The organism is Serratia sp. K-E0102 (assembly GCF_029962625.1).
Classification (GTDB): domain Bacteria; phylum Pseudomonadota; class Gammaproteobacteria; order Enterobacterales; family Enterobacteriaceae; genus Serratia; species Serratia sarumanii.
On record NZ_CP124754.1, the window covers coordinates 3,599,546 to 3,621,808 of the forward strand.

The following is a 22,263-nucleotide window of genomic DNA, read 5'->3' on the forward strand; positions in this document are numbered from 1 at the left end:
ATCAAGACAGATGACAATAGTGCCTCATTTTGGTCTTATGATTGATACCCATTTTCCATAAATCATAAGGCCAATTATGCGGCACTCGCTGGTCACGCTGTTTCAGCAATCGCCCCACACCGCCGGCACGCTGCGCGATCGCCTGTGCGGCGCACTGCGGCAGGCCATCCATCAAGGGGCATTGAACGTTGGGCAACGCCTGCCTTCCAGCCGGGTGCTGGCCAGCGATCTGGGCCTCTCGCGAGTGACCGTCGAAGCGGCCTACGGTCAGTTGGAGGCGGAGGGATATCTGCAGCGCCGCGTCGGCCAGGGCACCTTTGTGGCGATTACCATCGCCAAATCACCGCCGCCGGCAGCCGGATCCGGCATGCCGCGCCTTTCGCAGCGCGGCCAACAGATCGTGCAAACCGGCGGCTGCCGCGATCCGCAGCAGCCACAGGCGTTCGCCGCCGGTTCACCGGACCTGCGCGCGTTTCCGCTGGCCTTGTGGAAGCAGCTGACCGCACAGCGCCTGCGGCTACAGGGAGAAAGCCTGCTGCGCTACGGCGACCCGCAGGGCTATTTACCGCTGCGTGAGGCGATTGCCGCCCACGTCAACCAAACGCGCGGCGTGATCTGCGATGCACGTCAGGTTATCGTGCTGACCAGTTCGCAGCAGGCGCTGCAGCTGATCGCCACGTTGCTGCTGGACAGCGGCGACAGCGTCTGGATGGAAGAGCCGGGTTACACCGGGGCAAGAAACGCCTTTATCAGCGCCGGCGCCGCCCTGACGCCGGTCGCGGTGGACGGCGACGGCCTGCGTGCTGAATCCTCCTTGCCGGACCCACGTTTGATTTATCTGACCCCCTCACACCAATACCCGACCGGCGCCGCGCTCAGCCTGGCGCGCCGATTGGCGTTGCTGGCGCTGGCAGAGCGGCAACAGGCCTGGATCATCGAGGACGATTACGACAGCGAGTTTCATTACGACGGCCTGCCGATACCGGCGATGCAGGGCCTGGATCGCCGTGGGCGGGTGCTGTACCTCGGCACCTTCTCCAAGTCGCTGTTCCCTTCACTGCGGTTGGCGTATCTGATCGCCCCGCCCGCGCTGGTTGAAGCGTTCGTCACCGCGCGTACGGTGTATGACGGCCACAGCGCGCAGCTGATGCAGGCGGTCACCGCCGAATTCATCCACCAGGGGCACTTCGCCGCGCATATCCGCTACATGCGCCAGCTCTACCGCAGCCGGCGCGATGTGTTGCTGGCGGAAGTACGCGAAAAACTCGGCCACTTCGCCACGCCCGCTCCCGCCACCGGCGGCCTGCAGCTCAGCGTCTGGCTGCCGCCCGGCCAGGAGGCGGCGCTCAGCCGACAGGCGCGGCGGCTCGGCATCCTCACGCCCAGGCTGAAGGCGCAATACCAGACGGCGCAGGCGCAGCGCGACGGCTGGCTGCTGGGCTTTTCGGCCCTGACGCCGGGCGAGATCCGCAGCGCCGTCGAGCGGCTGGCGCAGATCGCCGTGGCTTAACGCGGCCTCAATGGGATGCCCATCCGCTTATTGCTCGGTCAGGCGCATCTCCGCCACCAGCGGCAGGTGGTCGCTCACCGCCGGCCAATGCACGCCGTTCCAGTCGCCGCTGGCGTTCGGCACCGTCAGGCTGTCCAGATGCCAGCGCTGCGCGTTACCGGTGAAGATGTAATCCACCTTGATCTCGGCGTTTTCCGCCGGCCAACTGCGGCCATCCTGGCCGTCAGGCATGATGTCGTTCCAATAGCGGCTCAGCTCCAGCCAGGTCACGCTGCCCGGCACATCGTTCATATCGCCGAACAGCAGCTTGATGCCGCGCACTTCGATGGCGCGATCGTTCAGCTCCCGCACCTGATCCAGGCGCATCGTCGGATCTTCCTTGGTATCGAGGTGGGCGTTGAACAGGGTGATCGGCGCCGGGAACTCCGGCACGTCGACCTTGGCGCTGAAGGCGATGCGCTGTTCGCGCTGGCCGGACGGCAGCGGATAGATCACGGCATCGTGCAGCGGATACTTCGAGAGAAACGCCAGGCCATATTCGCCGCCGTCGTAATCGATCGCCCGGCCAAACACCGCCTGCATGCCGGTCAGCTTCGCCAGCTCCGCCGCCTGATCGACCCGGCCGCTGCGGGCGGTGAGTTTATCCACCTCTTGCAGCGCCACCACGTCGACGTTCATCGCGCGAATTGCCTTGGCGATGGCGGTCATGTCGCTGACCTTGCCGGCGGCGATATTGAAGCTGGCGACGCGGATCTTCGGCGCCTGTTCTAGTTCATAGGTTTTATTTTTCAGGCCACCCAACGCGCTGGCCACTTCGCGGCTGTTGGCGTTGCTGTTGGCATGGCCGGCATCGGCAGAGGCCCAGGCGCTGTGAGAGAGGCCCAGGGACAGTAAGGTGATAAGCAGAGCGTGACCGGTGTGCATGAATTCTCCTTGAGGGACAGATAAGTGTTATGTAGGCGCTTCCCGGCCCACAGCTAACACCGATTTTGCCGCAGAAACCTGCGACTATTTCCTAGTTGCACCGCTATTTTTCGTTTCTGCGCGATGCTTCGCATTCTGGCGGTTTACGCATTGCACCGTTGGACAAACGGCTGATTTCGTTTTAAAACCGGTAGATTGCCAACCGCGAGGAGTTCCGATGACCAGCCCGATTGCCGAACAGCTTACCGAACGTTTCTTCCGCTACCTGGCGGTCACCAGCCAGAGCAACGCCGCCGCAACCGTCCTGCCCAGCACGCCGGGGCAGCATGAAATGGCGCAGCTGCTGGCGGAAGAGCTGCGCCGGCTCGGCCTGGCCGACGTGCAGATAGACGACCACGCCACCGTCACCGCCCGCAAGCCCGGCACCCAGCCCGGCGCGCCGCGCATCGGCTTCATCACCCATATCGACACCGTGGACGTCGGCCTGTCGCCCGAGATTCGCCCGCAGCGCCTGCGCTTCACCGGCGAAGATGTATGCCTGAACGCCGAGCAAGACATCTGGCTGCGGGTCGCCGAACACCCGGAGATCCTGCCCTACCGCAACGAAGAGATCCTGTTCAGCGACGGCACCAGCGTGCTGGGCGCCGACAACAAGGCGGCGGTCACCGTGGTGATGACGCTGCTGGCCAACCTGGCCGCCGCCGATCGCCACGGCGATATCGTGGTGGCGTTCGTGCCGGATGAAGAGATCGGCCTGCGCGGCGCCAAGGCGCTGGATCTGCAGCGTTTCCCCGTCGATTTCGCCTACACCATCGACTGCTGCGAACTGGGTGAAGTGGTTTACGAGAATTTCAACGCGGCGGCGGCGGAAATCCGCATCGAGGGGGTGACCGCGCACCCGATGTCGGCGAAAAACGTGTTAATCAACCCGATACGCATCGCCAACGACATCATCAACCGCTTCGACGTGCAGGATACCCCGGAACACACCGACGGGCGCGAGGGCTATTTCTGGTTCACCGATCTGGCCGCCAATGCCAATCAGGCGACGCTGAAGGTGTCGATTCGCGACTTCGATAGCGCGGCGTTCGAGGCGCGCAAAGCCCGCCTTGAGGAGACGGTGCGTCAGGTGGCGGCCGGCTATCCGCGCGCCAACGTCAGCTGCAGCATCAGCGACATCTACAGCAACATCAGCAACGCCATCGGCGAAGATCGGCGCGCCATCGATCTGATCTTCGGCGCCCTTGCCGCCCACGGCATCCCGCCGAAGGTGATCCCGATGCGCGGCGGCACCGACGGCGCGGCGCTCTCGAGCCGCGGCATCCTGACGCCCAATTACTTCACCGGCGCGCATAACTTCCACTCGCGCTTCGAGTTTTTACCCGTCAGCGCCTTCGTGAAATCCTACCAGGTGACCCGCAGCATTTGCCTGCTGGCCGCCCGGCAGAGCGGTAATCAGAGTTAGCTCAATAGCCAGCCGACCAGCGCGGCCCACGCCAGCAGCGGCAGCGAGTAATAGTGGAAGCGCAACCAGATCTTGCGCTCCCCCGCCATGCGCAGCGCAATCAGGTTGGCGAGCGATCCGATCGCCAACCCGAAGCCGCCGGCATTGACCGCATAGGCCAGTTGCGTGCTGGAGGGCGCATAGTTAAGCAGCAAAATGGTGGCCGGCACGTTGCTGACGATCTGCGACAGCCCAACGCCCAACGCATACACCACACCGTCGCTCAGCCCGGCGATGGCGGCAAACGCCGGCTGAAGCGGCGGCAGGCGGGTAAACAGGCCAACATCGATAAACATGGCGGCGAACACGAAAATCAGGCTCCAGTCGATCTGCAACAGCACCCGGCGCGCCAGCAACAAAAAGCCGGCGAACACCGCCAGCAACCCATACAGCGGCAGGCCGATATCCAGGCACAGCAGGAAGATCGCATACAGCCCCACGCAGCTCAGCAACAGCGGCCGTTGATAGGGGTAGCCCTCGGTATTCGGCGTTTTCACGATGCCGCGCGCCGGGAAACTGAACCAGGTCAACGCCAGCAGGCTCAGCATCATCGCGGCGCCAAACGGCGCCATCTGGCCGATGAAGCCGAGGAAAGAAAGGCCGGAGCGGCTCCACAGCAGGATATTTTGCGGGTTGCCGATCGGCGTCAGCAGCGAACCGGCGTTCACCGCTAGCGCCTGAAAGATGATCAAACGGCCAACCGGCAGCGCCGACAGCTTTTTCAGCGTGATGGTGAGCGGAATGACGATAAACAGCGCCACGTCGTTGGTCAGAAACGACGACAGCAGCGCGGCGGAAAACACCAGGAACAGCGCCAGCCGCCGTTCGCTGTGCAACCGGTTGATAATCTTGCGGCCAACGAAGTCGAAGTAGCCGCTGACCTCGACGCCTTTGGTCAGCAGCATCAGCCCCAGCAGAGTAATGAGGGTGCGGACGTCGATGAAACCGCCCAGCGCCGCCAGCGGCTGCGGATCAAAGGCGAACATCGCTGCGCCGGCCAGCAACAGCACGTGCAGGAAACGGTCTTTGACAAAGGGGTGGATAAGCCGGGAAATGGCGGTTGAACTCATGGTGGCAGCTTGAAACCTCAGCGAAAAGCATGAGCGAGACGTTAGCTCAGGCGCAGCATCTACGCCAGCAAAATGCTATTTTACCTTTATCCGCTTTCCATTTGCCGCGCTTTACTTTATTTGTAGCGGCTTTCTCGTTTTCAAAGGACATGTTATGGCTTCCCTGTTCGCCAAAGGAGCGTTGCTCAGCGCCTTATGCGCCCTGCTCGCCGCCTGCGACGATGCCGCCTCCCGCCCGCAAATCGATATCGACGGCAAGACCATGGGCACCTTCTACAGCGTTAAAGTCAGCGGTGACGTCGCGATCGGCAAGCAAGAACTGCAGCGGCAGATCGACGCGGTGCTCGAACGGGCCAACGACGATATCTCCACCTACCGCGCTGACTCGGTGCTGTCGCAATTTAACCGCAGCACCGGCCTCGAACCGCAGCCGATCCCGCGTGGCATGGCAGACATCGTGCTGATGGCCCAGCGCATCGGCCGCGATACCGGCGGCGCCATGGACATCACCGTCGGCCCACTGGTGAACCTGTGGGGGTTCGGCCCCGACAAGCACCCGGTCAAAGTGCCGGAACAGGCGCAGATCGACGCGGCGAAGCAGCGCACCGGCCTGCAGCACCTGAAGCTGATCAGCGACAATCGCGGGGAGTGGCTGCAAAAAGATCTGCCGGACATGTATGTCGATCTCTCGACGCTGGGCGAAGGCTACGGCGCCGATGAACTGGTGCGCCTGATGAACCGCAACGGCATTACCAACTACCTGGTGTCGGTCGGCGGCGCGGTCTCTTCACGCGGCGTCAACGGCCAGGGCAAACCCTGGCGGGTGGCGATCCAAAAGCCGACCGACAGTGAAAATGCGGTGCAGGCGCTGGTGGATCTGCACGGTTACGGCATCAGCACCGCCGGCAGCTACCGCAACTACTTCGAACAAAACGGCCAGCGCTACTCCCATGTCATCGATCCGACCACCGGCAGGCCGATCAACCACCGCCTGGTTTCCGCCACGGTGATCGCCCCCACCGCGCTCGAGGCCGACGGCTGGGATACCGGCCTGATGGTTCTGGGCACGGAGAAAGCGTTGAAACTTGCCGAAGAGAAAGGGCTGGCGGTCTACCTGATCAGCAAAACCGACGACGGTTTCAGCGCCGTGATGACGCCGCAGTTCAAGGCGTTTTTGGTGCAGTGAAATTAAAAAGCCCGGCGCGCGATGGCCGGGCTGGTTGCATGCGCCCGCAGGCGCTGCGCCAATCACTTGGTCAGCGCGATGATGCCGAGAGTCAGGCCGGCAACCGCCGCCGCGCCGCCGGCGATCGCACCCGCGGTTTCCCAGTTATCCTGAGTGGTGCCCTTCATGCAGGTGTTGGTGTGCACCAGGCGCCCCTGGTCATCGTAGACCGGCACGCAGGGAGAATCGGTGGCGCATCCGGCCAACACGGCCGACAGTAACCCAACCGCAATTAACTTTTTCATACTTCGTGCCTCAATGTTCGATCACTTTGGAAAACTACGCCGAGCGATAATCACGCTACCCGGCTATTGTATGCCCAACGCGTGTAATGGCGAGGTAATGATGTGTCAGGGGATGTGATTTGGGAAAACTCCGAACGCCCGGCCGGCGGGCTTCGGCCAGTAAAAAGCCCGCGAAAACGCGGGCTTGATAGCGAGGTGAGACTCAGGAGGGATTATTTCGCCAGTTTGCGCATCACCAGGGTGGCGTTGGTGCCGCCGAAGCCGAAGCTGTTGGACATCACGGTGGTCAGCTCGCGCTGAGTCGGCTGAGTCACGATGTTCATGCCGGCCGCCTGCTCATCCAGGGTTTCGATGTTGATGCTCGGCGCGATAAAGCCGTGCTCCAGCATCAGCAGGCTGTAGATCGCTTCCTGCACGCCTGCGGCGCCCAGCGAGTGACCGGTCATCGCCTTGGTGGAGGAGATAGCCGGGGTATTGTCGCCGAACACTTCGCGAATCGCGCCCAGCTCTTTCACGTCGCCTACTGGCGTGGAGGTGCCGTGCACGTTGATGTAGTCGATCGGCGCATCCAGATCCTGCATCGCCATCTTCATGCAGCGCACCGCGCCTTCGCCCGATGGCGCTACCATGTCGGCGCCGTCAGACGTTGCGCCGTAGCCAACGATTTCCGCGTAGATGTGCGCACCGCGCGCCAGCGCGTGTTCCAGTTCTTCAACCACCACCATACCGCCACCGCCGGCGATGACGAAACCGTCACGATCGGCGTCGTAAGTACGGGAGGCTTTTTCCGGCGTGTCGTTGTACTTGGTGGACAGCGCGCCCATCGCGTCGAACTCGCAGGCCATTTCCCAGCACAGCTCTTCGCCGCCGCCGGCGAACACGATGTCCTGTTTGCCCAGCTGGATTTGCTCAACCGCGTTACCGATGCAGTGTGCGGAGGTCGCGCAAGCGGAGCTGATGGAGTAGTTCACGCCGTGGATTTTGAACGGCGTCGCCAGGCAGGCGGAAACGCCGGAAGCCATAGCTTTGGTGACCACGTATGGGCCAACCGCTTTCAGGCCGCGCGGGCTGCGCATCGCATCGGCGCCGAACACCTGGAAGCGCGGAGAACCACCGCCGGAACCGGCGATCAGGCCCACGCGCGGGTTGTTTTGATACTCTTCTTCCTTCAGGCCGGAAGAAGCGATCGCTTCTTGCATCGCCAGGAAGGCATAGATGGAAGCATCGCTCATGAAACGCACCACCTTGCGGTCGATCAGGCCGGTCGTGTCGAGCTTAACTTGCCCCCATACGTGACTACGCATGCCGGAATCTTTCAGCTCCTGGGAGAAAGTGATCCCAGAACGTCCTTCCTGCAGGCTCGCCAGGACCTCCTGCTGGTTATTACCAATGCTGGAGACAACTCCCAGGCCAGTAATCACTGCACGTTTCATTCAATACCTCTTCCACTATTTACCTACGGGATTTTGCATCGCACTTTAGCGTACAGATGTAAGCCGAACAAGTCCGATCAGCGTTTTTCAGCTTTATTGTTGTCCAGTTTGCGCCAGGGCGCCAGCGCCGTTAGAATTCGCGGCATCCCTTGAATTTCGAGCTATTGACCGTGAACCACGCCCCCATCCAAACCGCAACGCTAACCTGGAACGAACAGGGTACACCTGTTTCGAAACAGTTTGATGACGTCTATTTTTCCAATCAGGATGGGCTGGAAGAAACCCGCTATGTCTTTCTGCACGGCAACCGGCTGCCGCAGCGTTTCGCCACTCACCCGCGCCCGCTGCTGGTGGTGGCGGAAACCGGCTTCGGCACCGGGCTCAATTTCCTTACGCTGTGGCAGGCCTTCGCGGGCTTCCGCCAGGCCGAGCCGGACGCCGCGCTGCAACGCCTGCACTTTATCAGCTTCGAGAAATTCCCCCTGCAGCAGGCCGATCTGGCGGCGGCGCATGCGCGCTGGCCGGAGCTGGCTCCCTATGCCGATGAGCTGCGCGCCCAATGGCCGCTGCCGCTGCCGGGCTGCCATCGCCTGCTGTTGGCCGAAGGCCGCATTACGCTCGATCTGTGGTTCGGCGACGTCAACGAACTGCTGCCGCAGTTCGACGCCAGCATGAATAACCAGGTCGACGCCTGGTTCCTCGACGGCTTCGCACCGGCCAAAAATCCCGACATGTGGACCGAGCAACTGTTCGCCGCCATGGCGCGTTTCGCCCGGCCGGAAGGCAGCTTCGCCACCTTTACCGCCGCCGGCTTCGTGCGCCGCGGCTTGCAACAGGCCGGTTTTCAGGTCAACCGTTGCAAAGGCTTCGGCCAAAAGCGTGAGATGCTCGCCGGCTGTCTGCCGGCCGATGCGCAGCCCACGCGCCACCCGGCGCCCTGGTATCGGCGTCCGGCGGCGGACAACACCGCCGACATCGCTCTGATCGGCGGTGGCGTCGCCAGCGCGCTCACCGCGTTGGCCCTATTGCGGCGCGGCGCCACCGTCACGCTGTACTGCGCCGACGAGCAGCCGGCCGCGGGCGCATCCGGCAACCGTCAGGGGGCGATTTACCCCCTGCTGAACGGCAGCGGCGACGCGCTGGAGAGTTTCTTCAGCGCCGCGTTTCCTTTCGCCCGCCGCCAATACGACGCCCTGTTGCAACAAGGCGTCGCCTTTGATCACCAGTGGTGCGGCGTCAGCCAGCTGGCCTACGACGAAAAGAGCGGCGCCAAGATCGCCAATATGCTGAAAACCGACTGGCCGCCGGCGCTGGCGGCGGCAGCCGACCGCGAAACGCTCAGCGAACTGTGCGGCGTCGATACCGGCTTTGGCGGCATCACCTACCCGCTAGGCGGCTGGCTCTGCCCGGCCGAGCTGACGCGCGGCGCTATCGCGCTGGCGCAGCGTCAGGGCTTGGTCTGCCAATACCGGCACGATGCACAGAGGCTGACGCAGGAAGAAAACGGCTGGCGCATCGATTTCGCCCACGGCGAAAGCCGCCGCCATGCGACGGTGATCCTGGCCAACGGCCACCGGTTGGCCGAGCTGGCGCCGACGCAAGCCCTGCCGCTGTATGCGGTGCGCGGGCAGGTGTCGCACATCCCAACCTCGCCGGCCCTCGGTCAACTGAAACAGGTGTTGTGCTACGACGGCTACCTGACGCCGGTCAACGCCAACAACGGCCAACACTGCATCGGCGCCAGCTACCAGCGCGGCGACACCGCCACCGACTACCGCGAGCAGGAGCAACAGGAAAACCGCGAGCGCCTGCTGCGCTGCCTGCCGGAGCAGGCCTGGCCACAGCAGGTGGACGTCAGCGCTCATCAGGCGCGTTGCGGCGTGCGCAGCGCCACCCGCGATCATCTGCCGATGGTCGGCGCGCTGCCGGACTATCAGGCCACGGTGACGCAGTATCAGGATTTGCAGCGGCGAAACCAGCGCGGCGAAACCGTCGCCGATGCGCCGGTCTATCCCGGCCTGTTCGCTATCGGCGGGTTGGGATCGCGCGGGCTGTGCTCGGCGCCGCTGGCAGCGGAAATTCTGGCGGCGCAGCTGTTCGGCGAACCGCTGCCGGGCGATGCGCGCCTGCTGGCGGCGTTGAATCCAAATCGGATGTGGGTGAGGAAGCTGCTGAAAGGACGTACGGTTTAATCAACCTTGAGGGGCGCGGCGGCGCGCCCCGGCATGGCGGTCAGACGGCAGGGGTAGCGGCCTGATAAAGGTTTTCCCACATGCCGCGCACCAGGATCTGATCCGGCGGCGAGAGTTCCCCGGCGGCAATCGCTTTGTGCAGGCTCTCTTCCACCCGCGCTTTCAGCGCTTCGGCAGTGTGCTCGCCCTGCTCTTCCGCTTCGGCCACCGCCAGCGTCAGATGACCGCGCAGGTAGCCACCGGCAAACAGTTCATCATCGCTAGCGTGCTCTACCATGTCATCAATCAGCGCCAAAATGCGCGCTTCGAATTCTGCGATCATCAAATTTCCTCATTAAATAACGGGCTGTGGCGTCAGTTGAGATCTTCCGGATACGGAAAATGCTCGGCCGCCAACGGTGGCGTATTGTAGAACGATTGCAACGCCTGAATAAAGCGCGCAGGCCGTGTGGGTATTCCCTGCTCCAGCAGCGTCAATACCCGGTCGCGCACCTTGCGCTGGAACGCGATGCGATCCGGCTCGCAGTCGCCGTTCAGGTTGTCGCAGCTGACGTTAAACGGGAAACCGGCCGCCACGCAGAACATCCACTCCAGCGCCTGCGGTTTGATCTCTACCGCTTCGAATTCACTCTGGGTTTGCGCGTCGCGCCCGTCCGGGCAATACCAGTAACCGAAGTCCACCCGTTGGCGGCGCGCTTCGCCGGCGATGCACCAGTGCGAGATTTCGTGCAGGCCGCTGGCGTAGAAGCCGTGGGCGAATACGATGCGGTGATACGGCAGTTCGTCGTCGGCCGGCAGGTAGATCGGCTCGTCGTCGCCCTTCACCAGGCGGGTGTTGTAGTCATCGCTGAAGCATTGATTGAAGATCTCGATCAGTTGCTCATAGTGATGGCGGGTCTGTGTGTCTGACATAAAAACTCTATAACCACAAAAATAAAGAGGCCATTATACCCGATAAGACAGGGCGCGTAAGCAACGCCCTCTCTTCATCTTTAACCGTGCACCAGGGCGCTCAACCACTGCTGAATTTCCGCGCCGTGATTGTCGTACAGCAGCTTGAGGCTCATCACCAGCGAGACGATCACGATCATCGGCCGAATCAGCTTCTGCCCGCGGGTCAGCACCATGTGGGCGCCCAAACGCGCCCCCAGCACCTGCCCCACCAGCATCACCAGACCGATGCTCCACACCACCTTGCCGCCGATGATGAACAGCGCCAACCCGCCGACGTTGGAGGTGAAGTTAAGCACCTTGGCGTGCGCCGTGGACTTGGCAAGGTTGAAACCGCACAGCGTCACATAGGCCAGCGCGTAAAACGATCCGGCGCCGGGGCCGAAGAAGCCGTCGTAAAACCCGACGCAGCCGCCGGCCACCAGCCCGAACGGCAAGGCGCCGAGACGGCGTTGACGATCTTCCTCACCCAGCCGCGGCATCAGCAGGAAGTAGAGGCCGATGCCGATCACCAGCAGCGGCAACATCTGCCGCAGCAAATCGGCGCGCATATGCTGCACCAGAATGGCGCCGGCGATCGAACCGATCAGCGTCAGAAAGATCGTCAGCTTCTGGTCGTTGAGGTTCACCGCCCGCCGACGAATAAAGTACAGGCTGGCGGAGAAGGAACCGCCGACCGACTGCAGTTTGTTGGTCGCCAGCGCCTGCGCCGGGGGAACCCCCACCGCCAGCAGGGCCGGTACCGTCAGCAACCCGCCACCGCCGGCGATGGAGTCGATAAACCCCGCCAGCAGCGCTACTGCAAACAACACCCCGAGCATCTCGGGGCCGATGACGAACCAGTCCATGTATTATTCCGCTGCGAAGTGATTATCCAGCAATGCCTGACAGGTCGGCGGTAACGGCGGCGGCACCGGTTTACCCGGTTTGGCGTTCGGTTGATGCGGCACGAACCAGCTCGCCAGTTCGGCGCCGCAGCCGTCGCCCGGCGGCGGCGTATCCTGCTCTTTACATTCAAGGCTGTCGGCCGGGCAACGCAGGCGCACGTGCATGTGCGCGCGATGGCCGAACCACGGCCGCACCTTGTGCAACCAGGCGCGATCGGCGCCGGCGTCCAGGCACAGGCGCTGTTTGATGGCCGGGTTGACGAAGATGCGCGTCACGTCCGCATCCTGCGCCGCCAGCTTGATCAGCGACTCGATCTGCGGCTGCCATTGGCGCGCCACTACCTGCTTGCCGTCCCCTGACACCAGATCGATCGGCTGCGGCTTCAGCAGCTGCTGCGCGCTCCAGCGTTGACGCGGCAGCTGCAGCCAGATGTCGACGTCGAGCCCCGACTGGTGGCTGGCGTGGCCGCTGCTGAAGCGCCCGCCAGCCGGCATCGCCATATCGCCGATCAGCACCGTGCCCAGCGCTTTCTGATTCGCCTGGCTGCTGAGGCGCTGAATGAACGCCAACAGATCCGGGTGGCCGAAATAACGGCGCTGGTCGGTACGCATCACCTGGTAGTTCGGTGAGTTCAGCGGCAACGGCTGGGCGCCGATGACGCAGCCGTTGGCGAAACCGCCCACCGCCTGCGGCGCGCCGGCCACCGGATGATCGATTTTCTGCCACGGCGTCAGCGCCATGGCGGAGGCGGAGGCCGTCAGGGCCACCAGGCCCAACATCCAGTTTCTCATGGCGATTACCAGCGCGGCACGTCGGAAACCACATCACCGTTTTGCGCACGCTGGCGCAGCAGGTGATCCATCAGCACGATCGCCATCATCGCTTCGGCGATCGGCACGGCGCGGATACCCACGCACGGATCGTGGCGGCCGCGGGTGACCATTTCCACCGCTTCGCCCTGGCGATTGATGGTGCGGCCCGGCACCATGATGCTGGAGGTCGGCTTCAGCGCCAGATGCGCCACCACCGGTTGGCCGCTGCTGATACCGCCGAGAATGCCGCCGGCATGGTTGCTCTGGAAGCCTTCCGGGGTGATTTCATCGCGGTTTTCGCTGCCGCGCTTGGTCACCACGGCAAACCCGTCGCCGATCTCCACGCCTTTCACCGCGTTGATGCTCATCAGCGCGTGCGCCAGATCGGCGTCGAGGCGGTCAAACACCGGCTCGCCCAGGCCAACCGGCACATTTTCAGCAATCACGCTGACCTTGGCGCCGATGGAGTCGCCCTCTTTTTTCAGCGCGCGCATCAGTTCGTCCAGCGCTTCCAGCTTGTCCGGATCCGGGCAGAAGAACGGATTCTGCTCAACCTGATCCCAGTCTTTCAGCTCGCAGGTCACGTCGCCGATCTGCGCCAGATAGCCGCGCACCTGCACGCCGAACTTCTGCTGCAGGTATTTCTTGGCGATAGCGCCCGCCGCGACGCGCATCGCGGTTTCACGCGCCGAAGAACGGCCGCCGCCGCGGTAATCGCGCAGGCCGTATTTCTGTTCGTAGGTGTAGTCGGCATGCCCCGGGCGGAACACGTCTTTGATGGCGCTGTAGTCTTGCGAGCGCTGATCGGTGTTTTCAATGATCAGACCGATGCTGGTGCCGGTAGTCACGCCTTCGAATACGCCGGAGAGAATGCGCACCTGATCCGGTTCGCGACGCTGGGTGGTGTAACGCGAGGTGCCCGGACGACGGCGGTCCAGATCGTGTTGCAAATCGGCTTCGGTGAGCGGGATGCCGGGCGGCACGCCGTCGACGATACAACCCAGCGCCACCCCGTGAGATTCACCGAAGGTGGTGACGCGGAAAATCTGCCCAATACTGTTTCCTGCCATCACGGCTCCTTACCGTTAGTCTTTTATCGTTATGAGGCCCGCCGTGCGGGCCCTGGAAATGCGGTTTAGCTGCGGTAGAGGCTGAAGTGTTCCTTGCAATCCACCAGCTGCTGTTTGGTCAGCATGAACACGCCGTCGCCGCCGTTTTCGAACTCCAGCCAGGTGAACGGAATGTCCGGATATTGATCCATCAGGTGTACCATGCTGTTGCCCACTTCACAAATCAGCACGCCGTCGTCGGTCAGGTAGTCCGGCGCGCAGGCCAGGATGCGGCGCACCAGCTTCAGGCCGTCGCTGCCCGCCGCCAGGCCCAGCTCCGGCTCAAAGCGGAACTCCTGCGGCAGATCGGACATGTCTTCCGCATCGACGTACGGCGGGTTGGTGACGATCAGATCATACTGGATCGCGGGAACGTCGCGGAACAGATCGGAACGGATCGGGATCACCTGGTGTTCGACGCCGTGCGCCTGAATGTTGCGCTCGGTCACCGCCAGCACCTCGCTGGAGATGTCCACCGCGTCCACTTCCGCCTCCGGGAAAGCGTAGCCGCAGGCGATGGCGATACAGCCGCTGCCGGTGCACATGTCGAGGATATGGCGTGGCGGGTGTGGGATCAGCGCGCTGAAGCGATCGTTGATCAGCTCGCCGATCGGCGAACGCGGCACCAGCACGCGCTCGTCGACGTAGAATTCCATGCCGCAGAACCAGGCCTTGTTGGTCAGGTAGGCGACCGGGATGCGCTCGTTGACGCGGCGGATCACACGCTCAACGATGCGATGGCGCTCGCTGGAGGTCAGACGGGCGGTGTGCATGTCCTCCGGAATATCCAACGGCAGGAACAGGCTTGGCAGCACCAATTGCACCGCTTCGTCCCACGGATTATCGGTTCCGTGACCATAATAGATATTGGCGGCGTTGAAACGGCTTACCGTCCAGCGCAGCATATCTTGAATGGTGTGCAGTTCGTTCACTGCTTCGTCGACGAAAATTTTGTCCAATTTGCCCTCCGGCAGGCGCTGTGTTTCATGATTTAGCCGCATAGTTTGCCATGAAGCCCGCGACAAATCACGCTTGCCCCTCGCGCTTTTCACTCTGGCCCGAGTTTTGCGTCGACAGCGCTCGTTCACAAGGTAAACTAGCGAAATAAACGATTTCCGGTGAATGAAGCATGAAGAACAAGCCCCCTCTGAGCAAAGACGAACAACAGCTCTTCAGAGAGTCGGTGGCGGGCGCGAAAAAGCTGCGCCAGGACACCATCGTCCACCGCCCGCCGAAGCCCAAGGTCAAACAGATTGCCCCGCAGCGGCTGCTGCAGGAGCAGGTCGATGCCAGTTATTATTTTTCAGATGAATACCAGCCGCAGCTGGAAGAAGAAGGCCCGACGCGCTACGTGCGCCCCGGCAGCAGCCCGTATGAGCTGAAGAAGCTGCGACGCGGCGATTACTCGCCGGAGCTGTTTCTCGATTTGCACGGCCTGACCCAGCTGCAGGCCAAGCAGGAGCTGGGGGCGCTGATCGCCGCCTGCAAACGCGAACACGTGCACTGCGCCTGCGTGATGCACGGGCACGGCAAGCACATTCTCAAACAGCAAACGCCGCTGTGGCTGGCGCAGCATCCCGACGTGCTGGCGTTTCATCAGGCGCCGAAGGAATGGGGCGGCAACGCCGCCATCCTGCTGTTGGTGGAGCTGGCCGAGTAGACCCGCAGAAACGACTCAGGGCGATGTCAGACATCGCCCTGAGTTTATTCCGCACCGCATCCGCGGTTCACACTTTGGCCATCACCTGCGACGGGCTGACCTGCCATTCAAACTTGCCGTAGCTGCCGTCCGCCGGCAGATCGACGTTGGCAATCGCCGAGGTCGCGAACATCGGCGGGCACTCGCCCGGGCACAGTTCGGCCACCAGATAGCCCACCAGCGGCAGGTGCGACACGATCAGCACCGAGCTCACCCCTTGCATCGCCAGCGCCTGCAGATAGCTGCCGACCTGTTCGGCGTTGCCGCCCGGCGTCAGCTCGGGCAACACTTCTTCGCCCTCCGGCAGCGTCAAGGCTTCACGCACCGTCGCCAGCGTCTGTTCGGCCCGCAGATAGGGGCTGACCAGCACGCGTTCAATATCCACAGACTTGGTGTTCAACCAGGCCGCCATCTGACGGGACTCGTCGCGGCCGCACAGGGTAAGGGGCCTTACCGCATCGCTGGCTGCCTCGAGCGCCGCCTCTCCGTGACGCATAATCAAAACTTGCATATTGCACCGCTGTTGTTGACAAAGTAACGCTATACAGAAACGCCGTGCGTGCTGTACCGCCGAGTTTTACAACCCAAAGCCAAAGCTTTAAAACGATAACGCGCCGTCTCTTTATGGCGGCCGGGCATTTTGCCTGAAAGTTTGCCTAAAGAAAACGCTGTTTTTTACAGCAATCCTCCCCGGGCAAACCTCGATTGCTCACAGAACAATCAATTCAACGGGTTAAATTTTAACCTTTCCGCCATGAAATTTATTGATGGCGGTCAAGCTAACTTACCGCTGCCGCAGCCTCGCTGTACAGCCTCACCGGCTGACGCTGTCGCAAGGAGTGATGGCGATCACAACGCGACCCTGTTGCAACTATAGTGCAAATCGGGCCGCCCTGCGTTCAGCTCCCCAGCGGGTAAAAGCGCTCGCCCAGCTGCGCCATGCGCTGCAGGCGTTCGCACGGGGCGAAATGCTCGCCGTGCTGCTGACGCAGGTAGTCCAGCGTCTTCACCACTTTCTCGGCGCCGAGCTCGTCCATATAGCGGAACGGGCCGCCGAGGAACGGCGGGAAGCCGATGCCGAACACCGCGCCGATGTCGCCGTCGCGCGCGCTGCGGATCACGCCTTCGTCCAGGCAGCGCGCCGCTTCGTTCAGCATCATCATCACGCAGCGTTGAGCGACGGTCGCCGGCAGCATGTGCGCCTTCGGCGTGACGCCGAGCAGCGTATACAATGAGGTATCCGCACGTTTGCGCCGCTGCCGCTGCTGCCCTTCGCTCGGGTAGAGATAGAAGCCGCGGCCGTTCTTGCGCCCTTTGCGCCCGTCTTTCAGCACCGCATCGAACGCGGCAGGCGCGGCGAAGCGCGGCCCCAGCGCCTCGACCAGCACGGGAATGATCTTGGTGCCGACGTCGATGCCCACTTCATCCAGCAGGGTGATCGGGCCGACCGGGAAACCGAAGTCCACCAGCGCCTTGTCCAGCGACTCAATCGGCTCGCCTTCCAGCAGGCAGCGCGCCGCTTCGTTGATGTACGGCGCCAGGATGCGGTTGACATAAAAACCGGCGCTGTCGCCCACCACGATGGCGGTTTTACCCTGCTTGTGCGCCAGCGCCACGGTGGTGGCGATGGTCTCTTCGCTGGTGCCGGCGTGCGGGATCACTTCCACCAGCGGCATCTTGTCCACCGGGCTGAAGTAGTGCAGGCCGATCACCTGCTGCGGCCGCTGGGCCTTTTCGGCGATGCGGCCGATAGGCAGCGAGGAAGTATTGGAGGCGAACACGGTATGCGGCGCGCAGTTGGCTTCTACCTCGGCCACCATCTGCTGCTTCAGCGCCAGATCTTCGAACACCGCCTCGACCACGATATCCACCTGTTCAAAGCCGGTGTAATCGGTAGAGCCGGAGATCAGCATCATCTGCTTTTGCCGTTCCGCCGGGCGCATGCGCTTGCGGCGCACCCGCTTGCCGAGCACGTCCCAGCTGTATTTCAGCGCATGGTTGATACCGGTTTCATTGATGTCTTTGATGCGAACCGGCAATCCGCCGCGGGTGGCGGTGACGCAGGCGATGCCGCCGCCCATCAGGCCGCCGCCGAGAATGCCGACGCGATGCAGGGCGTGCGGCTGGGCATTGCCGCCCCGCTCCTTTTTCAGCGCGGTGGAAGCGAAGAACAGGCTGCGCAGCGCCGCCGACTGCGGCGTCATCGCCAGCTCGCCAAAGGCGCGCGCTTCAGCCTCATAGCCGCTGGCGCTGCCGTGATCCAGCCCGGTGCGCACCACCTGAATGATGCGCTCCGCCGCCGGGTAGTTGCCGTGGGTTTTCGCCAACGTTTTCTTGCGCACGATGCTGAACAGCAGACTTCTGCCCAGCGGGCCGTTGAGCAGGCGATCCTGCCACGGCAGCTCGCGCTGATGCTTCCAGCCCTGCTTCACCCGCTCGATGGCGGTCTGCAACAGAATCGACTGCGGCACGGCGTCGTCCACCAACCCCATGCGCAGCGCCTGGCGGGCGCGAATGTGCTTGCCGGTCAGGATCATGTCCAGCGCCTTGGCGGCGCCGACCAGGCGCGGCAGGCGCTGCGTGCCGCCGGAGCCCGGCAGCAGGCCCAGCTGCACTTCCGGCAGCCCGAGCGCGGTTTTGTCATCCAGCGAACAGACGCGGCCATGGCAGGCCAGCGCCAGCTCCAGGCCGCCGCCCAGGCAGGCGCCGTGAATGGCCGCCACTACCGGCACCGGGAACGCGGCGATCTGCGCCAGCGTGCTCTGCCCTTTCCTGGCCAGCGTTTCCGCCTCTTTGGCGCTGGTGCAAGCGGCAATCATAGTGATGTCGGCGCCGGCGATAAACGAGTCCGGCTTGCCGGAAACGATCACCAGCCCTTCCAGCGCGCTATGCTGCTGCGCCCGGATCAGCACGTCGTTGACCTGTTCGACGAACTCGGCCTTGAGCGTGTTCACCTTGTCGCCCGGCACGTCGATGGTGATCACGCCGATGTTGTCGGGGCGAATCGTCAGCTGAAAGGCCGACGGTTTGGCGCGCTGTTCATGCAATGCGTTTTCGAAGCTCATCATTCCACCTCCACGATCATCGCGGCCCCTAACCCGCCGGCGGCGCAGGCGGTGGTCAGGCCCAGCCCGCCGCCGCGGCGTTTCAGCTCATGCAGCGTCTGGGTGATCATGCGCGCGCCGGTGGCGGCGAACGGGTGGCCATAGGCGATGGAACCGCCCAAGACGTTGAATTTGTCCATGTCCACCTCGCCGATCGCCTGGCTGCGGCCAAGCTTCTCGCGGGCGAACTCTTCGCTGGCGAACATCTTCAGGTTGGCCAGCGTTTGCGCAGCGAAGGCTTCATGCATGTCGATGAGCGTCAGATCGGCCAGACCGATGCCGGCGCGATCCAGCGCCAGCGGCGTAGCGTAGGAAGGCCCCAGCAGCATGTCTTCCCACACGTCGATGGCGGCGAAGGCGAAGCTGCGCAAATAGCCCAGCGGCTGCAGCCCCAGCTCTTTGGCGCGCGATTCGCTCATCATCAGCACCGCCGCCGCGCCGTCGGTCAGCGGCGTGCTGTTGGCCGCGGTGACGCTGCCATGCTTGCGATCGAACGCCGGCTTCAGCTTGGCGTAGGAAGCCAGGCTGGAATCTTTACGGATGTTGTTGTCTTCAGAAAGCTGCGCGCGGTAAGGCGGCACATAGGCGGTCATCACCTCGTCGCGCAACCACCCTTCCCGCCAGGCCTTGGCCGCCAGCTCGTGGGAACGGTGCGCCAGCGCATCCTGCGCCTCGCGGGTGATGCCGTGGCTCTTCGCCATCTGCTCGGCGGTATCGCCCATGCGCAGGCCGGTGGAATACTCCGCCACCGCCGGCGGCACCGGCATCAGATCGCGGAATTTCAGCCGGCTGAACAGTTTGAGGCGCTGCGACAGCGTGCGCGCCTTGTTGACGTCCACCAGCGTGCGCGCCAGCGCCTTGCTGACGCCGATCGGCAAGACGGAAGAAGAATCCGCCCCGCCGGCGATGCCAACGCTGATGCTGCCGGCCATGATGCTCTCCGCCACGTTGGCGATCGCCTGGAAGCTGGTGGCGCAGGCGCGCGACACGCTGTAGGCGTCGGTATGGACGCTCATGCCGGTGCCGAGCACGATTTCACGCGCGATGTTCGGCGCCTCGGGCATTTGCACCACCTGGCCGAACACCAGTTGTTCGATAAGCTGCGGATCGATGCCGCTGCGCGCCAACAGCTCGCTCACCGCCGTTTTCCCTAAATCCACCGCCGGAATGCCGTGATAGGCAGTCGCCTGTTTGGCAAAGGGGGTACGCAGTCCATTCACAATCGCAATGCGGTCACCATGACGGGTCACCAACGGCAGTGCCTTACTCATAAATGCTCCTGAAGAAAATAACGTCAGCGCAATGGGCAGAAAGAGGTCTGACCTGATGAGGTCATTGTTAACCAAACGGTTACATTTGGCAAACCGGCAGAGATCAAAACTGCGAGCAGGCGCACTTTCTATCGGGGGCGGTGTGGGGAAAGGCAATCCCCGGCACGCGGCAGGCGGCGCCGGGGTAAAACGGGGATTAACGCAGGCCGAGCTGGAAGATCAGGGTTTCCGCCTGGCAGGCGAAGGTAAAATCGGCCGCCAACTGCACGCCGCCGTCAACCGGTTTAATGCTACTGCTGATGTCACAAGGGTCGGATTCTACCGCGCGCGCCTTTTCGCTCAGGGCGGCCAGCATCGCCTCCGCATCTTGTTGATTGCTGAACACCTGGCTGTAGGACGCGGTGCAATCGGTGTTATCCATCACGGTGCCGACATCCACACAGCAACACGCGGCGGTTTCCTGGGCGCTGCATTTATTAATTGCATCTGACATGATTGGTTCTCCTCAAAGGCCTCGGTTATCAGCCCAAATTGCCGTTTTACTCACCGGCACAAAGCCACAAAATTCTGCAGGTATTTTACGCTTCCACGCCGGCAATCACTAGCACTTACTTTTAATGGGTGTTTTAAGTGATGGAAATCACAAATAAAAATGAGCGCCTGCTAAGGAATGGTAAGAATTTTGTTATTTACCGCTGGCGTTTTGTTAAGCAGATCTCTTTTTTGATATCAGGTTGGAAATATTTCAAAAACAAACTTGCAACATTTTCACAGGTCAGACCTATACTTCAGCCACTGGTCTGATTTGTCTGAACGATAACGGACCCTACAATCCCGCGCTCCTTGTTACTTCGTGTAACAATAGTTTAAATAATAAACACATAATGAGGTTTTGGTCATGAGCCAGAAAAACCTATTGACTAAATCAGCTCTCGCAGCTGCAGTGGCAATTATCTCTTCAAACGTGTCTGCCGCAGGATTCCAGCTGAATGAGTTCTCATCAGCTGGTTTAGGACGTTCGTATTCTGGCGAAGGCGCCATGGCGGATACGGCGGCCTCGGCAAGCCGCAACCCGGCGTTGCTGATGATGTATACCCGCCCGGAACTTTCTTTCGGCGCGGTCTTCATCGACCCGGACGTTGACATTACCGGTCAATCCCCTTCCGGCGCCAGTTTGGATTCGAAAAACATCGCGCCGACCGCCTGGGTGCCGAACCTGCATTATGTTCACCCGATTAACGATCAGTTCGCCGTAGGCGGCTCGGTCACCAGCAACTACGGTCTGGCGACAGAATTCAACGACGGCTATACCGCCGGCGCTTACGGCGGCAAGACCGATCTGACCACCCTCAACCTGAACCTCAGCGGCGCATACCGTCTGAATCAACACTTCAGCTTCGGTCTGGGCTTCGATGCGGTGTACGCCAAAGCCAAACTGGAACGTTACGCCGGTGAACTGCCGAAGCTCATCGCCGGTTCCGGCCAATTACCGCCGCAGCTAGCCGGCCCTGTTTCGCAGATCCCGGCAGATACCCAGATTTCGCACCTGAAAGGCGACGAATGGGGCTTCGGTTGGAACGCCGGTATTCTGTACGAAGTGGATGAAAACAACCGTTACGGCCTCACCTACCGCTCTGAAGTGAAAATCGACTTCGACGGTGACTACAAGAGCAGCCTGCCTTCAGCCTTCAACCCGCTGCTGGCCTCTCAAGGTCTTCCGTGGGGCACCAACGGCAACACCATTCCGGGTTCTCTGAGCCTGCACCTGCCGGAAATGTGGGAGCTGTCCGGTTACAACAAAGTGGCGCCGCAGTGGGCCATTCACTACAGCCTGGCCTACACCAGCTGGAGCCAGTTCCAGGAGCTGAGAGCCACCGGCAACAACGGCCAAACGCTGTTCGAGAAGCATGAAGGCTTCAAAGACGCTTACCGCATCGCGCTGGGTACCACCTACTTCTACGACGACAACTGGACCTTCCGTACCGGTATCGCCTTCGATGACAGCCCAGTGCCAGCACAGAACCGTTCGATTTCCATTCCGGATCAGGATCGCTTCTGGCTGAGTGCCGGTACCACCTATGCGTTCAACAAAGACGCGTCGGTCGACGTCGGCGTTTCCTACATGCACGGCCAGAAAGTCACCATCAAAGAAGGCCCTTACACCTTCAACTCTGAAGGTAAAGCCTGGCTGTACGGCGCCAACTTCAACTACCGCTTCTAATCTCGCCTGAGATGGATGCCAAAGCGCCCCGCGGGGCGCTTTTTCTTTGCCTGCCGCGTGCCGCCGGCATAAAAAACCCGCCTGCCGGCGGGTTTTCATTGGCGT

The 22,263-nt window shown here is 62.2% G+C and carries 20 protein-coding genes; 6 read left to right on the plus strand and 14 right to left on the minus strand.

What is annotated here, in order from left to right; translation table 11 throughout:
- Nucleotides 1-76: 76 nt before the first annotated feature.
- A complete protein-coding gene (locus SSARUM2_RS17185) occupies nucleotides 77-1,510 on the plus strand; it encodes a PLP-dependent aminotransferase family protein (RefSeq protein WP_060438448.1) in 1,434 nt (477 codons plus the stop codon).
- A 27-nt stretch (nucleotides 1,511-1,537) separates the two neighbouring features.
- On the opposite strand, the gene SSARUM2_RS17190 is transcribed toward SSARUM2_RS17185, so the two are convergent.
- Nucleotides 1,538-2,434, minus strand: a complete 897-nt coding sequence (locus tag SSARUM2_RS17190) for an endonuclease/exonuclease/phosphatase family protein (RefSeq protein WP_060438447.1) — start codon at nucleotides 2,432-2,434, stop codon at nucleotides 1,538-1,540.
- A gap of 217 nt (nucleotides 2,435-2,651) precedes the next feature.
- Between SSARUM2_RS17190 and pepT the strand changes: the two genes are divergently transcribed.
- On the plus strand, nucleotides 2,652-3,899 hold the full coding sequence (pepT, locus tag SSARUM2_RS17195) for a peptidase T (protein WP_060452517.1): 1,248 nt from the start codon (nucleotides 2,652-2,654) through the stop codon (nucleotides 3,897-3,899).
- Here the strand turns inward: pepT and SSARUM2_RS17200 are convergent.
- On the minus strand, nucleotides 3,896-5,008 hold the full coding sequence (locus SSARUM2_RS17200) for an SLC13 family permease (protein WP_060452516.1): 1,113 nt from the start codon (nucleotides 5,006-5,008) through the stop codon (nucleotides 3,896-3,898). The genes pepT and SSARUM2_RS17200 overlap by 4 nt on opposite strands.
- Nucleotides 5,009-5,162: 154 nt before the next feature.
- Here SSARUM2_RS17200 and apbE point away from each other — a divergent pair, with 154 nt between their 5' ends.
- Complete coding sequence (gene apbE / locus SSARUM2_RS17205) at nucleotides 5,163-6,194, plus strand: FAD:protein FMN transferase ApbE (RefSeq protein ID WP_060452515.1); 1,032 nt, start codon at nucleotides 5,163-5,165, stop codon at nucleotides 6,192-6,194.
- A 62-nt stretch (nucleotides 6,195-6,256) separates the two neighbouring features.
- Here the strand turns inward: apbE and SSARUM2_RS17210 are convergent, their stop codons facing one another.
- Nucleotides 6,257-6,478 (minus strand): hypothetical protein, encoded by a 222-nt coding sequence (locus SSARUM2_RS17210; RefSeq protein ID WP_004936201.1) that lies wholly within the window; start codon nucleotides 6,476-6,478, stop codon nucleotides 6,257-6,259.
- Nucleotides 6,479-6,690: 212 nt separating this feature from the next.
- Entirely contained in the window at nucleotides 6,691-7,911 is a 1,221-nt protein-coding gene (gene fabB, locus SSARUM2_RS17215) for a beta-ketoacyl-ACP synthase I (RefSeq protein ID WP_039564934.1), read from the minus strand.
- Nucleotides 7,912-8,081: 170 nt separating this feature from the next.
- Here fabB and mnmC point away from each other — a divergent pair, with 170 nt between their 5' ends.
- Complete coding sequence (mnmC, locus tag SSARUM2_RS17220; RefSeq protein ID WP_060438805.1) at nucleotides 8,082-10,103, plus strand: bifunctional tRNA (5-methylaminomethyl-2-thiouridine)(34)-methyltransferase MnmD/FAD-dependent 5-carboxymethylaminomethyl-2-thiouridine(34) oxidoreductase MnmC; 2,022 nt, start codon at nucleotides 8,082-8,084, stop codon at nucleotides 10,101-10,103.
- A 40-nt stretch (nucleotides 10,104-10,143) separates the two neighbouring features.
- Here the strand turns inward: mnmC and SSARUM2_RS17225 are convergent, their stop codons facing one another.
- The 6 genes from SSARUM2_RS17225 to prmB all read right to left on the minus strand — a co-directional run bounded on the left by SSARUM2_RS17225 (nucleotide 10,144) and on the right by prmB (nucleotide 14,822).
- A complete protein-coding gene (locus tag SSARUM2_RS17225; RefSeq protein ID WP_060438443.1) occupies nucleotides 10,144-10,425 on the minus strand; it encodes a YfcL family protein in 282 nt (93 codons plus the stop codon).
- 32 nt (nucleotides 10,426-10,457) lie between these two features.
- A complete protein-coding gene (locus tag SSARUM2_RS17230) occupies nucleotides 10,458-11,015 on the minus strand; it encodes an elongation factor P hydroxylase (RefSeq protein ID WP_060424372.1) in 558 nt (185 codons plus the stop codon).
- A gap of 80 nt (nucleotides 11,016-11,095) precedes the next feature.
- A complete protein-coding gene (locus tag SSARUM2_RS17235) occupies nucleotides 11,096-11,902 on the minus strand; it encodes a sulfite exporter TauE/SafE family protein (RefSeq protein WP_033635385.1) in 807 nt (268 codons plus the stop codon).
- A 3-nt stretch (nucleotides 11,903-11,905) separates the two neighbouring features.
- A complete protein-coding gene (mepA, locus tag SSARUM2_RS17240) occupies nucleotides 11,906-12,733 on the minus strand; it encodes a penicillin-insensitive murein endopeptidase (protein ID WP_060424374.1) in 828 nt (275 codons plus the stop codon).
- Between the two features lie 5 nt (nucleotides 12,734-12,738).
- Nucleotides 12,739-13,824, minus strand: coding sequence for a chorismate synthase (aroC, locus tag SSARUM2_RS17245; protein ID WP_033635387.1), 1,086 nt, complete (start codon nucleotides 13,822-13,824; stop codon nucleotides 12,739-12,741).
- A gap of 65 nt (nucleotides 13,825-13,889) precedes the next feature.
- Complete coding sequence (prmB, locus tag SSARUM2_RS17250) at nucleotides 13,890-14,822, minus strand: 50S ribosomal protein L3 N(5)-glutamine methyltransferase (RefSeq protein WP_033648158.1); 933 nt, start codon at nucleotides 14,820-14,822, stop codon at nucleotides 13,890-13,892.
- Between the two features lie 170 nt (nucleotides 14,823-14,992).
- On the opposite strand from prmB, the gene smrB reads away from it, so the two are divergent.
- Complete coding sequence (smrB, locus tag SSARUM2_RS17255) at nucleotides 14,993-15,523, plus strand: endonuclease SmrB (protein ID WP_004936226.1); 531 nt, start codon at nucleotides 14,993-14,995, stop codon at nucleotides 15,521-15,523.
- Nucleotides 15,524-15,590: 67 nt separating this feature from the next.
- Here smrB and sixA read toward each other — a convergent pair whose 3' ends face one another.
- From sixA to SSARUM2_RS17275, 4 genes are all read right to left on the minus strand, one after another.
- Complete coding sequence (gene sixA / locus SSARUM2_RS17260; protein WP_004936230.1) at nucleotides 15,591-16,073, minus strand: phosphohistidine phosphatase SixA; 483 nt, start codon at nucleotides 16,071-16,073, stop codon at nucleotides 15,591-15,593.
- A 388-nt stretch (nucleotides 16,074-16,461) separates the two neighbouring features.
- Nucleotides 16,462-18,627 (minus strand): fatty acid oxidation complex subunit alpha FadJ, encoded by a 2,166-nt coding sequence (fadJ, locus tag SSARUM2_RS17265; protein ID WP_060438804.1) that lies wholly within the window; start codon nucleotides 18,625-18,627, stop codon nucleotides 16,462-16,464.
- Complete coding sequence (gene fadI / locus SSARUM2_RS17270) at nucleotides 18,627-19,937, minus strand: acetyl-CoA C-acyltransferase FadI (RefSeq protein ID WP_041036112.1); 1,311 nt, start codon at nucleotides 19,935-19,937, stop codon at nucleotides 18,627-18,629. Before fadI ends, fadJ begins: the two co-directional genes overlap by 1 nt.
- A gap of 196 nt (nucleotides 19,938-20,133) precedes the next feature.
- The gene (locus SSARUM2_RS17275; protein WP_072265018.1) at nucleotides 20,134-20,430 is read right to left on the minus strand and encodes a YfcZ/YiiS family protein; all 297 of its coding nucleotides are present in this window, start codon (nucleotides 20,428-20,430) and stop codon (nucleotides 20,134-20,136) included.
- 405 nt (nucleotides 20,431-20,835) lie between these two features.
- On the opposite strand from SSARUM2_RS17275, the gene fadL reads away from it, so the two are divergent.
- Nucleotides 20,836-22,158 (plus strand): long-chain fatty acid transporter FadL, encoded by a 1,323-nt coding sequence (gene fadL, locus SSARUM2_RS17280; protein WP_033648086.1) that lies wholly within the window; start codon nucleotides 20,836-20,838, stop codon nucleotides 22,156-22,158.
- The last annotated feature ends 105 nt before the right edge of the window (nucleotides 22,159-22,263 follow it).

What these genes read in the sequence shown, in the direction of transcription:
- SSARUM2_RS17185 (WP_060438448.1), top strand. Translation starts at nt 77, where the DNA reads ATGCGGCACTCGCTGGTCACGCTGTTTCAGCAATCGCCCCACACCGCC.
- SSARUM2_RS17190 (WP_060438447.1), bottom strand. Translation starts at nt 2,434, where the DNA reads ATGCACACCGGTCACGCTCTGCTTATCACCTTACTGTCCCTGGGCCTC.
- pepT (WP_060452517.1), top strand. Translation starts at nt 2,652, where the DNA reads ATGACCAGCCCGATTGCCGAACAGCTTACCGAACGTTTCTTCCGCTAC.
- SSARUM2_RS17200 (WP_060452516.1), bottom strand. Translation starts at nt 5,008, where the DNA reads ATGAGTTCAACCGCCATTTCCCGGCTTATCCACCCCTTTGTCAAAGAC.
- apbE (WP_060452515.1), top strand. Translation starts at nt 5,163, where the DNA reads ATGGCTTCCCTGTTCGCCAAAGGAGCGTTGCTCAGCGCCTTATGCGCC.
- SSARUM2_RS17210 (WP_004936201.1), bottom strand. Translation starts at nt 6,478, where the DNA reads ATGAAAAAGTTAATTGCGGTTGGGTTACTGTCGGCCGTGTTGGCCGGA.
- fabB (WP_039564934.1), bottom strand. Translation starts at nt 7,911, where the DNA reads ATGAAACGTGCAGTGATTACTGGCCTGGGAGTTGTCTCCAGCATTGGT.
- SSARUM2_RS17225 (WP_060438443.1), bottom strand. Translation starts at nt 10,425, where the DNA reads ATGATCGCAGAATTCGAAGCGCGCATTTTGGCGCTGATTGATGACATG.
- SSARUM2_RS17230 (WP_060424372.1), bottom strand. Translation starts at nt 11,015, where the DNA reads ATGTCAGACACACAGACCCGCCATCACTATGAGCAACTGATCGAGATC.
- SSARUM2_RS17235 (WP_033635385.1), bottom strand. Translation starts at nt 11,902, where the DNA reads ATGGACTGGTTCGTCATCGGCCCCGAGATGCTCGGGGTGTTGTTTGCA.
- mepA (WP_060424374.1), bottom strand. Translation starts at nt 12,733, where the DNA reads ATGAGAAACTGGATGTTGGGCCTGGTGGCCCTGACGGCCTCCGCCTCC.
- aroC (WP_033635387.1), bottom strand. Translation starts at nt 13,824, where the DNA reads ATGGCAGGAAACAGTATTGGGCAGATTTTCCGCGTCACCACCTTCGGT.
- smrB (WP_004936226.1), top strand. Translation starts at nt 14,993, where the DNA reads ATGAAGAACAAGCCCCCTCTGAGCAAAGACGAACAACAGCTCTTCAGA.
- sixA (WP_004936230.1), bottom strand. Translation starts at nt 16,073, where the DNA reads ATGCAAGTTTTGATTATGCGTCACGGAGAGGCGGCGCTCGAGGCAGCC.
- fadJ (WP_060438804.1), bottom strand. Translation starts at nt 18,627, where the DNA reads ATGAGCTTCGAAAACGCATTGCATGAACAGCGCGCCAAACCGTCGGCC.
- fadI (WP_041036112.1), bottom strand. Translation starts at nt 19,937, where the DNA reads ATGAGTAAGGCACTGCCGTTGGTGACCCGTCATGGTGACCGCATTGCG.
- SSARUM2_RS17275 (WP_072265018.1), bottom strand. Translation starts at nt 20,430, where the DNA reads ATGTCAGATGCAATTAATAAATGCAGCGCCCAGGAAACCGCCGCGTGT.
- fadL (WP_033648086.1), top strand. Translation starts at nt 20,836, where the DNA reads ATGAGCCAGAAAAACCTATTGACTAAATCAGCTCTCGCAGCTGCAGTG.